This window comes from Halorubrum sp. BV1, assembly GCF_000746205.1.
Lineage (GTDB): Archaea > Halobacteriota > Halobacteria > Halobacteriales > Haloferacaceae > Halorubrum.
The window spans coordinates 32,855-46,223 of the sequence record NZ_JQKV01000002.1 but is presented as its reverse complement, the minus strand read 5'-3'; the positions used below and the strand labels follow the sequence as shown (position 1 = coordinate 46,223).

Genomic DNA, 13,369 nt, shown 5'->3' with positions numbered 1-13,369 from the left:
GACGCTCCGTGACGTGTGTACGGGTGACGAGGGTAGCGGTCGCGAGCGACGGATCCGTCCGGATCAGGCGTCTCCGTCGGACTGGCCGGGTTCGCCCACCGCCTCGATGGGCAGAACGTTCTGAAGCGCGGCGAACGCGTCCTCGGCGCTCTCGAACTCTTTTTGATCGATGTCGGCAACGAGGTCGCCGAGATCGGCGTCTCCGTCGGCGAACAGCACGGTCGTTCCCGCGCACGATTCGACGAGGTCCGCGTGAGTCGCGGGGTAAGCGCAGTCTCGAAGCTCCGGTTCGACGCGCGAGAGTGATATCTCGGTTGACATACCTGATACAGGTCGCCAGACGGCTTAACTGCGCGTTTCGGAGTGATCGTGGCGCGGCCGGGTCTGCGATGAGTGAGCGAAGAACCGGCAACATTGGTGAAGAGTTATCTGTCGTCGGTTCCATGTGGTGTGTGATCACATGTCGTTATACGATCGGATCCTCGTGCCCACCGACGGCTCCGCCGAGGGAGAGCGCGCGGTCGCGCACGCACTGGATCTCGCGGCAGTTCACGGGGCAGCGGTTCACGCACTGTACGTGGTCGATACCGCGAGCTACGCCGGCATGCCTTTGGAACACTCGTGGGAGGGGGTCGGCGACCTGCTCCGAGACGACGCAACCGCGGCGGTCGACGCGGTCGAAGAGTTCGCAGCAGACGCCGACGCCGACGTCGACGTCGTGACCGCGATCGTCGAGGGGTCGCCGAGCCGCGAGATAATCCGGCACGCGGAGGAGGCCGACTGCGACCTCGTCGTGATGGGAACCCACGGACGGGGCGGGATCGACCGGCTGCTGCTCGGAAGCGTCGCGGAGAAGGTCGTCCGCGGCTCGTCGGTCCCGGTGTTGACGGTGCGACTCGACGGGACGGTACCGGACGGTCCGGGAACGGTCGCGGGAACCGCCGAGAGGACGGAGTCCGACACGGACGCCGACGGCGACGTCGCCGTCGAGGGCGGACCGACCGGCTAACGGTCCGCGTTCCGGAGGTGGTCGCAGTCGCCGGCGTGGACGCGACGAGTCCCCTCTCCCGTCTCGATCACGAGCGCGCCCGGCGGCTCCACGTCGACCGCGGTGCCGACCACCGGGCCGTCGGCGGTGTCGACGCGCACGCGCCGACCGAGCGTGCTCGCGCGCTCGCGCCACGCCGGGAGGACGCGGTCCATCCGATCGGACGTTCCCGCGAGCGCGTGGAACCGATCGAGGAGGACCGTGGCGACTCGCTGTCTGCTGACGCTTCTCCCCGCCTCGGCGGCAAGTGAGGTCGCGTCCGGCGGCAGCGCCTCCGTGTCGATGTTGGCGTTGACGCCGACCCCGACGACGAGCCACGACACCCGGTCGGCCTCGCCCTCCATCTCGGTGAGTATCCCGGCCAGTTTGCGTCCGCCGCGGTCCGTCGCCGCGGCCGTCTCTGCGTTTTCGTCGCGGCTCCCGACGAGCACGTCGTTCGGCCACTTGATGTTGGCCGCGACGCCGACGGCGCGGCAGGCGTCCACCGTCGCGACGGCGGCCGCGAGCGTAAAAAGCGGCGCTCGCGCCGCGGGCACGTCGGGACGGGTCACGAGCGAGAGCCAGACGCCCCCGCTCGGCGCGACCCACTCGCGGTCGAGCCGTCCTCGCCCGCCAGTCTGTTCGTCCGCCGCGACCGCGACGCCGTCAGCTCCGTCGGCCGCCAGGTCCCGCGCGCGATCGTTCGTCGACGGGAGGCTGTCGTGGTACTCGACGGTGTACGGCGCGTCGAGGCCGAACTCGATCCCCGGACCGCAGTAGCCTGGGTCGTCGGGTGCGACGTATCCGGCGGCGGTCGACTCGACGGCGAATCCCGAGTCTCGGAGCCCCTCCACCGCCTTCCATATCGCCGCTCGCGAGACGCCGAGGTCGTCGGCGAGCGCCGGCCCCGAGACGGGTCCGTCCGCGAGGGCGTCGAGGAGCGCGCGGCGCGTGTCCATGCCGTTGGGGTCGCCGCCGGGACCGAAAGCCGTTCCGGCTGACGGGCACAGGGCTATCCCTCCGGGCCGCTACCGATCCATCAGCGAGATCGATGAGAAACCCAGACGCGAGCGGCCAAGACCCGAGCGATTCCGACACTGCGAGCGATCCCGACACCACGGCCGGCGCAGACACCACGGCCGGCGCAGACACCGTCGCTCTCGTGGTGTTCGACGACGAGGGTCGCACGGAACTGTCCGTCGAGCGCGGCCGGAACCTGCGGCGTGTCCTGCTGGAGGCTGGGCTGTCGCCGTACGCCGAAGCCACGAGCCGGCTCAACTGCGGCGGACGCGGGCTCTGTGCGACCTGCGGCGTCCGGATCCGGACTGGCCCCGATCCCGAACACTGGCACGACCGCCTCGCCGACCGGTTCGGCTATCCGCGACTCTCCTGTCAGGTGCGCGTCGACGACCCGATGACCGTCGAACTGGTCGACAAGCGGGTGTGGGGCGGGCGGGAACCGACCGAAGGGTGAACCGAACCGTAGACACCGGGTTTCCGGTGAAATGGCGGGCGGTAGCGATACACACGGACACCGCGCTTGACGGGGACAGCGATTCCGATCCGACGCTCTCCGAATAGAACGCCGTCGACGCAAGGCGTCGGCACAAGAGCCAAGGGCTCACGCCCGAACGCTCGGGTATGCAACCCTCCAAGGAGTCCGAGTCGTCGGACGAGGACCCGATGGACGACCTCGACGACCTCCTCGACGACGACCTCGCGGAGGGGAACTCGGGAACGTCATCCGGCGGCGTCGCGGTCGGCGACGGCGCGACCGACAGCGCCCCGGCCACTGCCGGAGACGCGGCGAGCGGTGAGGGTCGGATCGGCGTGAGCGGCCGGTGGTTCTCGGCGAAGGGGTTCGTGCTCGCGCTCGCCGTCGTCGCCGTCGCGACGTTTCTCGTCGGCGCGATTCCGCTCGTCGGTGGCGCGATCGGATCCGTCGGCGGCGTCTTCCTCGCGGCCTTCGTGTTCGGGGCGATCTCCTCGTCGCGACGCTACGTCGAGACCGGGCTGGCGGGCGCGCTGGCGGGTGCCGGAACCGCCGTGACGAGCGTCCTCGGCGTCGGGTTCCTCCCTATCGGAATCGATTACCTCGGGCAGTGGGGGCCATCGCTGCTCGCGATCGGCGGCGGACTCGGGTTCGCGGTCGCGCTGCTCGGTCACTACCTCGGACGCGACCTGCGCGCAGGGCTCACCGCCGACCTCGACGAGTGATCGACTGGAGCGGCAGATCGCGGATCGACTACCTGAGCAGACGATCCGCGTCTCCGCCGAATCCGACGTACGCGGCGATCTCGTGGCGTTCGAGCGCGAGGAAGCCCGCGAGTATCGCGACGAATCCCAGTACGGCTTCGGCCTCGATCAGCTGTCCGAGGAGCGCCCAGCTTCCGACCGCCGCGACGACCGGCTCCGCGTAGCCGACGAGGTGCAACTGCGCCGGCCCCACCGTGTCGAGCAGCGCGAAGTAGATCAGAAACGCGACGACCCCGGACAGAAGCGTGAGGTACGTCAGCGACGCAACGGCGGTGGCATTCCAGACGATCGCTCCCGGCGACTCGCCGAGCAGGCCCGCGCCGACGAACAGCTGTCCGGCTCCGACCACCATCGCCCACCCCTGCAGTGCGGCGACCGGGAGATCGGTGCGAAGCGGCCGGAGCAGCACCGCACCGAGCGAGAACGCGACCGCGCCGGCGAACGCGAGCGCGACGCCGAGGAGGGCCGAACTGCCGAGACCGGACGCGACCGGGTCGGCGATCACGACGACGCCGACGATACCGAGGACAAATCCGCCGATCTCGACCGGTCCGAGCCGCTCTTCCGGGAGGAGCGCGGCGGCGAACGTCGCGGTTAACACGGGTGAGAGGCTCACGATGACGGCCGCGACCGCACCGGAGACGTACAGTTCGCCGACGTACAACAGCCCGTGGTACGCCGCGATCACGAACGTGCCGGCCACGGCCACGCCGAGCCACTCGTCGCGGCCGCGAGGCACGAAGCGGTCGGAGACGAGGACCGCGAACGTCAACACGACAGCGCCGGCGACGGCGTACCGGACACCCGCGAACAACAGCGGCGGGAAGTAGTGGAGGCCGGCCTCGATGGCGACGAACGAGGTGCCCCACAGCGTCGCGAGGAGGAGGAACGCCCCCACGATCGATTCGGACGAAGAAATCGGCGATCGCAGATTCATTGGTTGTCAGTTCGAAATATACGAGGATAATTAAACTATACTCCCGAACGCTGCTGATATTAGGATGAACAATCACGCATTTGGATACAGTACAATGAAACTCGAAATACGGCGGTGTATTCGAACATGACTCCAACTATGTCGGCCGAAATATATACGGGATCGTCACGCGAACCGGGCGTATGGACGAGCGCGACGTGCGGTTGGTGAAGGCCATCTCCGATCTGGGCACGGGGAGTCCGGAGCGGCTCCACGATGAGACGGGAATCCCGGTGTCGACGATCCACTACCGGCTGAACAACCTCCGGGAGGATGGAGTGATAGAGAACGATCTGTACGACCTCGATCACGAGGCGCTGGGGCTCGGGGTGACCGTCATCGTCGAGGTGCTCGCGGACTACGAGGGGCCGTACGACGAGTTCGCCGACGAACTGCTCGGGGTGGAGGGCGTCACGGAGGCGTTCTTCACGATGGGCGAGACGGACTTCGTCGTGCTCGCCCGGCTCTCCTCGTCGGACACAGTCGAACGGCTGATAAGCGACTTCGAGGCGATCCCCGAGGTCGAGCGCACGAACTCGACGTTCACGATCGCGACGCTGCGCGACGAGCCGCGCGCGCCGGCGACCTACGAGCTAGAGACGCTCGTGGAGGAACTCACCGACTGACGCTCCGGCCGAGCGCGACGCCTCGATCGATCGCCCGGAGTCAGCGTCCCGCAGCTCCCGCTTATCCGTCGAACTCCGACTCGCTCACGCGAACGACGAGGGTTCCGTCGGCGTCATCGCGGTCGTGCGTCGGCGTCTCGCCCTGCGTCCGGCGCACGTACCGCGGGTCGACGGGCGCGCCGTCGACGAGATCGAACACCCTCAGTCGTTGGTCGGTCTCCTCCGGCGGCACCGCGCCGTCGCGTACCGCCCGCGCGAGGTCGCGAGAGAGCCACTCGTCGGTCGATATCGACGGCTCGCGGACGATCGCCTCGTCGGCGAAGCGCACGAGGTACCAGTTGAGGTCGTTCAGAAGCGAGACGGCCGCGCCGAGGCTCACCGTGTCGACCGCGAGGCTGTTCGCGAACGGCTCCTCGATGTCGTAGGTCGCGAGCGCGTTCCGCGCCGTCTCGCGAGACAGCAGCTCGTAGGTGAGATCGACCGCCGGATCGCCGAGGAGACACACCCGCGTCACACGTCGTCCGACTCGCTCGCTCGCCAAATCGGTTGCGGTCGGTCGGGTGCGGTCGGTCGGGTGCGGTCGGTCGGGTGCGGTCGGTCGGGTGCGGTCGGTCGGGTGCGGTCGGCCGATCGCGGATCGGTTTAGAACGTGGAGGCGTCGCCGTCGATGACGCTCCGCGTGACGTCCGTGACGTCGGCGAGTTCCCTGTCGACGATGGCGACGACGTCGTCTTCGATGTCCGCGAGGTTGACCCCGTCGGTGGTGACGATCTGCGCGTCGGCGACGTGCGGCTCGTCGATCGGCCGGCCGATCTGCGAGAGGAGGCGGACCTGCAGGTCGCGGATGCCGTCGACCTCGGCGGTGACGGACTCCGCGATCCGCGTCGACAGCAGGTTGTAGATCTTCCCGATGTGGTTGACCGGGTTCTTCCCGGAGGTCGCCTCCATCGACATCGGTCGGTTCGGCGTGATGAGCCCGTTGGCGCGGTTGCCGCGGCCGACGGAGCCGTCGTCGCCCTGTTCCGCGGAGGTGCCGGTGACGGTGAGATAGACGGAGCCCTCGTCGTAGTCGTCGGCGGTGTTGACGTCGACGCTGACCTCGCGGTCCGTGTGCGTTTCCGCCAACTCTGTGACGAACTCCCGAACGTCGCTCACCGCGTCGTCGTAGTCGTCGAGCCCGTCGACGTACTGATCGACCATCGCGGCCGCGACCGTGATGTCTATCCGGTCGCCTTCCCGCTTGCCCATGATCTTCACGTCGGGGCCGAGTTCGGGATGCTCGTCGTGGTACGTCGTGTTGAGTTCGCGCTCCGCCTCGTAAACTATCGTCTCCGTCTCGGTGAGGGGTGCGTGGCCGACGCCGAACGACGTGTCGTTGGCCATCGGAACCTGTTGGGTCTCCTCGCCGAACACGTCTTGGAGGTCACCCGACCCCTCGCCGAGTTTCACGTCCACGACGACGTCCGTGCCGTACTCCAGTTCTGGGATCGCCTCGGCGAGGTACTCGCGGGCGGCCGCCAGCGCGGTCGAGTCGACCGGGAGCTGTTGACCGTCGTACTGCTTCGTGGCGCGTCCGACGATGAGCAGGTAGATCGGCTCGACGACCTCGCCGCCGCCGTAGGCGGGGGCGGCGCGGCCGGCGACCAGCTGCGTCTCGTCCGTGTTGTAGTGGAGCACCTTGCCGACCCGGTCCAAGTAGAGCTGTGAGAGCGCCCGCGAGACCGACTCCGCGACGCCGTCGCAGATCGAGTCGGGATGACCGATCCCCTTTCGCTCGACGATCTCGACCTCCTGGTCCTCGACCGCCTGCCGGTCGAGGCGGCTGACCTGAATGTTCCGGTCCATTAGGGAGTCGTACTCCGCCGGCGACAGTATAACTTGCGGAAACCTCCGAGCGCTTGTAAATGCGCGTGGCGAATATATTCCGGCGCTAGCTCAGTTCACGGCCGCGTAGGCGTCGGCCATCAGATCGAGCGCCTCGCGCAGTTCGGCCTCGTCGGTCGCGTACGAGATCCGCGCGTGGCCGGCTCCGTGCTCGCCGAACGCCTCGCCGGGCACCACAACCACCCCGCGGTCGAGGCACTCGTCGACGAACCCCTCGGGGACGCGGGGCATCGCGTAGAACGCCCCCTGTGGCGTCGGACAGTCGAGACCGATCTCCGCGAACCCCTCCAACACGAGGTCGCGCCGACGCTCGAAGGAGTCGGTCATCTCGTCGACCATCGCGCGGTCCCCACGCAGTGCGGCCTCTGCGGCGTACTGAGCGGGAGCCGACGCGCACGCCTGTGCGTACTGGTGGACGCGCAGCATGCGCTCGACGCGCTCTTCCGACCCGTACACCCAGCCGAGTCGCCAGCCCGTCATCGAGAACAGCTTCGAGGCGGAGTTGACGACGACGACGTTGTCGCTCTCGGCGAACTCGATCGGCGAGCGGTGCTCGCCGTCGAACACCGTGTACTCGTACACCTCGTCGGAGACGCAGAGCACGTCGTGCTCGTCGGCGATCCGCGCGAACTCCCGGACGTCGGCCTCGGAGGAGACCGCGCCGGTGGGGTTGCCGGGAGAGTTCACGACGAACGCGGCGGTGTCGTCCGTGATCGCCGCCTCGATCGCCGCCGGGTCGATCGTGAGGTCGTCGCGGAGCGGGACGGGAACGGGGTCGCCGCCCGCGAGCTTCGTCAGCGCGTCGTAGGAGACGAAGCCGGGGTCCGGGATCAACACCTCGTCGCCGTCGCCGACGTGCGCCTCCAAGGCCACATGAAGCGCCTCGCTGCCGCCCGCGGTGGCGATCACGTCGTCCGGATCGAGGTCGATCCCCTGATCCGCTCGGTGCTTCTCGGCGATGGCCTCACGCAGCGATCGGGTTCCCTTGTTTTCGGTGTAGGCGTCGGCCTTCCCGGCCTCGATGGCGTCGACGGCGGCCCGCCGCGCGTGTTCCGGCGTCGGGAAGTCGGGCTGTCCGAGCCCGAGGTTTATCGCGTCGTCGCCGGCCGCCTCGAACACCTCGCGGATCCCGCTGATGGAGATCCGCTCGACTCGATCGGAGAACGTCGTCATACGCGTTCGGGAGCGCCGCCGGCAGTTAGGTCTTGTCACGTCGACGTCGACTGCCCGTTCCACGAGCGATCGACGATCGGCGACTGGTCCGCGGCTCGCCGCGTATCCGGTCAGGGACGCGACGATCGGGACGCGGCGATCGGGACGCGGCGATCGGGACGCGACGATCGGGACGCGGCGATCAGGGCGCGCGGCCGAACACCAGGTAGCCGGTGTGGCCCACGCCCGCGGTCGACGGGCGGGAGCCGCGGTCGGAGAAGTCCATCTCCCGCTGGATCGTCTCCAGCGTCTCGACGCTCTCGAATCCGGCCTCGCGGGCGGCGAGCGCGGCCTCGCGGGTTCCCTCGACGAACGGCGAGTAGACGGCGAGGTGGCCGCCCGAGACGAGCAGGTCGGTCGCCCGTTCCACGACCGCCGGCGCGTCGCCGGTGTCGAGCGTGAGCGCGTCGAACGGCTCCCCGTCTGCGAGGTCGCCGAGCGCTTCGGTGAGGTCGCCGGTACGCACCTCGACGCGGTCGGAGACGCCCGCGGTCTCCATGTTCGCGCGGGCGACCTCGGCGAAGTCGGGGTCGACCTCGTAGGTGGTCACGTCCGCGCCGGTGCGGCCGAGGTAAGCGGCGAGGATCCCGGTTCCCGTGCCGGCGTCGAGCACGCGGTCGCCGTCCGATATCCCCGTGTGTCCCATCACCAGCCCAACGTCGCGGGGCATCATCGGCGCGCCCGTCCGTTCGAGGTGGTTGAAGAGATCCGGACCGCGGAGTTCGCGGACGTTGAAGACGGTCCCGAGATGCGTCTCGACGGTGTCACCGCCGGCGACGTCTTCGGGGACCTCGATCACGCCGAGGTCGGTGCCGAACTCCTCGCCCGGCTCCAAGAGATACTCCCGGTCGTCGTGGACCAGCAGGTACGCGGCGTCGGTCACGCCAAACCGGTCACTCCAGCTCCGCGATGGCGGTCGCGAGGTCGCCGTCGGCGTTCTCTAGGGCCTCTCTGGCCGTCGACTTCGGAACGCCGGCGCGCTCGGCGACGAGCGCCACGTCCTCCTCCGGAATGGCGTCGACCACGTCCGCGCCGTCCGCCGTCGCGTCCGGATCGTCGCCCTCGACCGCGGGCGTCTCCCCGCCTGCGCTTCCGCCCGCGCCGGCGTCCGCGACCTCCTTGGGCGATCCCACGATCTGGTAGGTCTCTTGACCCTGCGCGTCCATCTTGGTGACTTGGGCACCGTCGAAGACGAGGTCACCGTCGGCCGTCTCGATGACGACGCGCTCGGCGTCGAGCTCCTCGACGTCGATCCCCATCTGTTTCATCATCTGTTTCATCTTCCGCGGATTCATACCGCCTCCTCCGAACATGGACACGGATTCGGTTGGACGACACAAAAAGGGTGACGACACGGGACGAGGACCGCAGGCTCGTATGCCCCGATCCGGGCGCGTCCGTCATGCCGCCGCGAGGACGGTGGCCGTCAGTTCCGGCTCCTTCCGCCGAAGGCGGCGGGTTGATACGTCCCGACCGCGACGCGTCGGTATGTACATCGCCGACCAGACGTGGCCTGAGCTGCGCGAGTCGCTCTCCGAGGAGTCCGTCGCCCTCGTCCCGCTCGGGTCGACAGAACAGCACGGCCCGCACCTGCCGCTCGCGACCGACCACCTGATAGCCGAGGCGCTCGCCAGCGCCGCCGCGGAGGAGACCGGGGCAGTCCGCACGCCGACGATCACCGTCGGCGTCAGCCCCCACCATCGCCAGTTTCCCGGGACGATGTGGGTCGACGCGCCGGAGTTCCGCGACTACGTCGAGAGCTTCACCCGCCATCTCACCTATCACGGGATCGACCGCGTGGTGTACGTGAACGCCCACGGCGGGAACGTCCAGCACCTCCGTGAAGTCGGTCGCCGGCTCCACGAGGACGGCGAGGCCTACGCGATCGAGTGGATGTGGGACGAGTCGATCCCGGAGCTCGTCGACGACCTGTTCGAACACAACGGTCCCCACGCCGGCCCGAAGGAGACGGCGATGATCACGCACATCGCGCCGGATCTCGTCCGCGACGACCAGTTCGAGAACGCCCGCGACGACGGGCTCGTCGACCTCGAGGGATCGGACGCGCGAGTCCACGGCGCACGGACGTTCTACGACTCAATCGACAACTCGGCGAACGGAGCCTTCGGCGACCCGACCGACGTGACACCCCAGAAGGCGGAGCGACTGTTCGAGGCCGCGACCGACCAACTCGTTCAGCTTACCGAGTGGCTCCGGGCTCGCGACCGCGACGAACTGCTTCCGAAAGACCGGGTCGCGTAGGCGCACCGCCTCTCTCAGACACCGCTCAGAACCGCGTCGAGCGCCGCGTCCAGTTCGTCGCGGTCCCGGTCGTCGAGGACCGCGAACCGCGCTTCCCGGCGTCGTTCGAGCCACCGTAACAGGCGCGCGGCCCACACGAGCTTTTTCGCCTTGATCGGGCCGACGCTCGGGTCGTCAAAGTCCCAGCCGGGGAAGACGAGCCGGCCGGCCCCGACGTGGTCCGCGAGGAACGCCGCGCGGTCGCCGTCGGTGAACCCGCCGAGATTCCGGACGGGACCGACCGGGGCGGCCTGCGTCGTCGACAGCGTCCACGCCGACTCGAACCGCGGAAGCCACTCGCGAACCGCGGGGACGTTGTCGCCGTGCGCGTGTGCCACGACGGGGACCCCCTCGCGGGTCAGCCTCGCCGCAGTCTCCGGATTCTTATCGAGGTCGGTCACCATACAGTCGACGTCGACGCCGCGAGCGAGGAGGGTGTCGGCGGCGGTCGAGGCGGCGACGACGACGTCGGCGTCGCGTGCCGCCTCGACCTCGTCGGTGAGACACGGGGCCGCGCCGGCGACGGCAACGGTCTCGCCTCGCCAGTCGCCGAGCCGATCGAGCGGGAACGGCGTCGAGCGCGCGGCGGCGACGTCGCGTGCGCGCTCGTCGGCCTCGCGCCCGAAGCCGAAGTCTGCGAGGATCGCCTCGTAGGCCGGTTCGAACGTCTCGAAATTCATCGGTTGTCCCCTCCACACGCGCGAGTCTGCGGCGGCGCACAGCGCGGCCGCTCGCGGGATCGAATATGGTATGGACCGGAGTAGCACAGAGTACCCCTACCCGCGTGCCCCTCCGGCGTCCAGTGGATGGGTTGTCTGCACGACGGCATAAACTTTCTCTTACCTTGAGCCCGCGTCTATCGATTCGAGTGCGGTGTCGAGCGAGGCAGAGACGCCGGATACGACCGTTTGAACCGCACCGATCGCCGTCGGAGTTCCGACGAGAACGCCGGCCCTCGAGCTACCCCCGTCACCGCCGGCTGATCGGCCGATCGAACGGCGGTCGCTCGGGCTTCCGCCGTCGGCTGCGGACGGGGGCACGGCGGCCTCACGCTCGGCTCCAGCGAGCGCGAACGCGGCGCGGGTCGCGCCGACGTCCGAACCAGACCGGGTGTCGGCGTCGGAGCGATAGCCCGTCTCAGACCCCGGGCCGGGGGCGGTCGTCGCGGCCCTGAGCGCCCCAACCGCCTCGTCCGTCAGCCCGCCGAGTTCGTAGGTGTGGACGACGGCGTCGCCGGCGACGGACCGATCGGCGGCGAGTCGGTCGAGGTGGCGTTCGGCCTCGCGGACGGTCGTCACGTCGAGTTCCTCGACGGTGACCGCGTCGTCTCCTCCCGTCCCGGCTCGGCCGGTCCGCGCGCGGTCCCGGGTGAACTCCGCGCCGACGAGCGCCGCGTCGCGCGTCTCGGCCACGTCGTGGGTGCGGATCACGTGTGCGCCGCGCTCCACCGCCATCGAGGTAGCCGCGAGCGAGACGGGCAGGGCCTCCTCGGTCGTCCGCCCGGCTATCGTCTTGAGGAAGCTCTTGCGGTTGATAGAGACGAGCAGGGGACGGCCGTAGCCGCGGAACTCCCGCAGCCGGTGGAGCGTCTCGCGGTCGTCTGCGTGCGTCTTCGCCTCGGACCAGCCGCCGAACGCGGGGTCGAGGATCGTCTTGTCGGTGAACCCGTTCTGCGAGAGCGCCTCGTAGATATCGTCCGGGTAGCTACGGCTACGCTCTGGGCTGGCGGCGCTTCGCGCCGCCCAGTCGACATCCTCGATCGCGCCCGGTCGCTCCAGATCGGGCGGCGAGGCCATCTTCGAGACTGCGGCGTCGTGCTCGCGACACACCCGTGGCATCTCCGGGTCGGCGAACCCGCAGATGTCGTTGACCATGTCGAAGCCGCGCGAGAGCGCCTCGTCCGCGACCTCGTGATAGCGCGTCTCGATCGACCAGACGGCGTCGCCCGACGTCGACTCCAGAGTCTCGACGGCGGTGTCGAGCCGCTCTAACTCCTGTTCGGCGGAGAGCACCTCAAGGTCCTTGTTCGCCGATTCGAGCCCCACGTCGACGATGTCCGCCCCCTCGCCGATCAGCTCCTCGTCGACGTACGCGGCCGCCTCGCCCGGGTCGTCGTACACGCTCGGGTCGTACGGCGACTCCTCGGAGACGTTGAGCACGCCCATGATCCGCGGCGGGTGGTCGTCGCCGATCCCCAGCCCCGCGGCGTCCACGTTTCGCATACCACAGCCACGGGCGCGAGTGACATAAACGGGGTGAGTACCCGACGCGCTCGCCGGGGATCGGCGACAGCGATTATTTATACCCAGCCGGCGGTGCGATCGGCGCATGTCTGCGGTCGGCGCGTGCCTGCGAGCGGCCGCCGGTGGCGGTCGCCAGCCAGCACCGCGCGAGGGAGTCGGCCGCCCGGAGCGACGCGGCGGGCGGCCGACGAGGCTGGGGAGGCGTGAGGTGCTGTGCGGAGCGGTGGGGCTTTGGAGGAACTCGCTACGCTGACAACCGCGTATAAACAGCCCGAGCGTTCAGCCCGCTCTCGACACGCCGCTGCTTATAACTCAAACGCCACCGAGTCGCCGACTCCCACCCCGTTGCGATCGGTCCACTCGTAAGGCACCTCCAGCACGTACTGGCCCGACCCGGGGTACCGCTGGTCGTTCCCGTCCTCGTTCGGTCCCGGAGCGGGCGCGTTGTGCATCCGGGTGATCTCCCGATCGCCGTCGGCGTAGACGATGTCGATCCCGAAGTCCATCTCGCGCATCACGTACGTCAGGCTCTCGCGGGGCGCGTCGTAGACGAACAGCATCCCCGCGTTCTCGGGCAGAGCTTCGGCGTCGCTGAGACCGAGGTACCGCTCCTCGCTCGTGTTCGCGACCGCGGCGGTCACAGACCCTCGGGCCTCGCCGTCCGGCCCCTCCACCGCCACGCGCGTCGTCTCGTAGTCGGCGTACGGACCGACGGGCCAGTCGGGCGTCTCGTCGCTTTCGGCGGACCCCTCCGAGCCGCCGCCGACACAGCCTGCGAGTCCGCAGAGCGCGGCGGCACCGGTCGCAGTCAGGTATCCCCGGCGTCGCATTGGCGTGACTGACG

16 protein-coding genes are annotated in these 13,369 nt (G+C 69.1%); 5 read left to right on the top strand and 11 right to left on the bottom strand.

What is annotated here, in order from left to right; genetic code table 11:
• Positions 1-63: 63 nt before the first annotated feature.
• The gene (locus EP28_RS04715) at positions 64-321 is read right to left on the bottom strand and encodes a DUF5789 family protein (RefSeq protein WP_049982870.1); all 258 of its coding nucleotides are present in this window, start codon (positions 319-321) and stop codon (positions 64-66) included.
• 139 nt (positions 322-460) lie between these two features.
• On the opposite strand from EP28_RS04715, the gene EP28_RS04710 reads away from it, so the two are divergent.
• Entirely contained in the window at positions 461-1,009 is a 549-nt protein-coding gene (locus tag EP28_RS04710) for a universal stress protein (RefSeq protein ID WP_049982869.1), read from the top strand.
• Here EP28_RS04710 and EP28_RS04705 read toward each other — a convergent pair.
• The gene (locus EP28_RS04705) at positions 1,006-1,986 is read right to left on the bottom strand and encodes a biotin--[acetyl-CoA-carboxylase] ligase (protein WP_049982868.1); all 981 of its coding nucleotides are present in this window, start codon (positions 1,984-1,986) and stop codon (positions 1,006-1,008) included. The two genes, EP28_RS04710 and EP28_RS04705, sit on opposite strands and share 4 nt — an antisense overlap.
• Before the next feature lie 92 nt (positions 1,987-2,078).
• Between EP28_RS04705 and EP28_RS04700 the strand changes: the two genes are divergently transcribed.
• On the top strand, positions 2,079-2,501 hold the full coding sequence (locus EP28_RS04700; RefSeq protein ID WP_080506063.1) for a 2Fe-2S iron-sulfur cluster-binding protein: 423 nt from the start codon (positions 2,079-2,081) through the stop codon (positions 2,499-2,501).
• Between the two features lie 167 nt (positions 2,502-2,668).
• On the top strand, positions 2,669-3,244 hold the full coding sequence (locus EP28_RS04695; RefSeq protein WP_049982867.1) for a hypothetical protein: 576 nt from the start codon (positions 2,669-2,671) through the stop codon (positions 3,242-3,244).
• Between the two features lie 28 nt (positions 3,245-3,272).
• On the opposite strand, the gene EP28_RS04690 is transcribed toward EP28_RS04695, so the two are convergent.
• Positions 3,273-4,220 carry a DMT family transporter gene (locus EP28_RS04690; protein ID WP_049982866.1) on the bottom strand — a complete coding sequence of 316 codons (948 nt, stop codon included), beginning with the start codon at positions 4,218-4,220 and terminating at the stop codon, positions 3,273-3,275.
• A 182-nt stretch (positions 4,221-4,402) separates the two neighbouring features.
• Between EP28_RS04690 and EP28_RS04685 the strand changes: the two genes are divergently transcribed.
• Complete coding sequence (locus EP28_RS04685) at positions 4,403-4,885, top strand: Lrp/AsnC family transcriptional regulator (protein ID WP_049982865.1); 483 nt, start codon at positions 4,403-4,405, stop codon at positions 4,883-4,885.
• A 61-nt stretch (positions 4,886-4,946) separates the two neighbouring features.
• On the opposite strand, the gene EP28_RS04680 is transcribed toward EP28_RS04685, so the two are convergent.
• The 5 genes from EP28_RS04680 to EP28_RS04660 form a co-directional block, all read right to left on the bottom strand.
• Positions 4,947-5,399: a DUF5804 family protein gene (locus EP28_RS04680; RefSeq protein ID WP_049982864.1), complete on the bottom strand. Its 453-nt coding sequence runs from the start codon at positions 5,397-5,399 to the stop codon at positions 4,947-4,949.
• Positions 5,400-5,527: 128 nt separating this feature from the next.
• Positions 5,528-6,730, bottom strand: coding sequence for a methionine adenosyltransferase (locus EP28_RS04675; RefSeq protein ID WP_049982863.1), 1,203 nt, complete (start codon positions 6,728-6,730; stop codon positions 5,528-5,530).
• 90 nt (positions 6,731-6,820) lie between these two features.
• The gene (locus EP28_RS04670; protein ID WP_049982862.1) at positions 6,821-7,942 is read right to left on the bottom strand and encodes a pyridoxal phosphate-dependent aminotransferase; all 1,122 of its coding nucleotides are present in this window, start codon (positions 7,940-7,942) and stop codon (positions 6,821-6,823) included.
• A gap of 181 nt (positions 7,943-8,123) precedes the next feature.
• Entirely contained in the window at positions 8,124-8,864 is a 741-nt protein-coding gene (locus EP28_RS04665) for a tRNA (adenine-N1)-methyltransferase (RefSeq protein ID WP_049982861.1), read from the bottom strand.
• A 10-nt stretch (positions 8,865-8,874) separates the two neighbouring features.
• Complete coding sequence (locus tag EP28_RS04660) at positions 8,875-9,294, bottom strand: nascent polypeptide-associated complex protein (RefSeq protein WP_049982860.1); 420 nt, start codon at positions 9,292-9,294, stop codon at positions 8,875-8,877.
• A gap of 175 nt (positions 9,295-9,469) precedes the next feature.
• Here EP28_RS04660 and EP28_RS04655 point away from each other — a divergent pair, with 175 nt between their 5' ends.
• Positions 9,470-10,243 carry a creatininase family protein gene (locus tag EP28_RS04655; RefSeq protein WP_049982859.1) on the top strand — a complete coding sequence of 258 codons (774 nt, stop codon included), beginning with the start codon at positions 9,470-9,472 and terminating at the stop codon, positions 10,241-10,243.
• A gap of 14 nt (positions 10,244-10,257) precedes the next feature.
• Here the strand turns inward: EP28_RS04655 and EP28_RS04650 are convergent, their stop codons facing one another.
• From EP28_RS04650 to EP28_RS04640, 3 genes are all read right to left on the bottom strand, one after another.
• Entirely contained in the window at positions 10,258-10,962 is a 705-nt protein-coding gene (locus EP28_RS04650; protein ID WP_049982858.1) for a 6-hydroxymethylpterin diphosphokinase MptE-like protein, read from the bottom strand.
• A 159-nt stretch (positions 10,963-11,121) separates the two neighbouring features.
• Complete coding sequence (gene folP / locus EP28_RS04645) at positions 11,122-12,504, bottom strand: dihydropteroate synthase (protein WP_049982857.1); 1,383 nt, start codon at positions 12,502-12,504, stop codon at positions 11,122-11,124.
• Positions 12,505-12,830: 326 nt separating this feature from the next.
• On the bottom strand, positions 12,831-13,355 hold the full coding sequence (locus EP28_RS04640) for a DUF192 domain-containing protein (protein WP_049982856.1): 525 nt from the start codon (positions 13,353-13,355) through the stop codon (positions 12,831-12,833).
• Between the last annotated feature and the right edge of the window lie 14 nt (positions 13,356-13,369).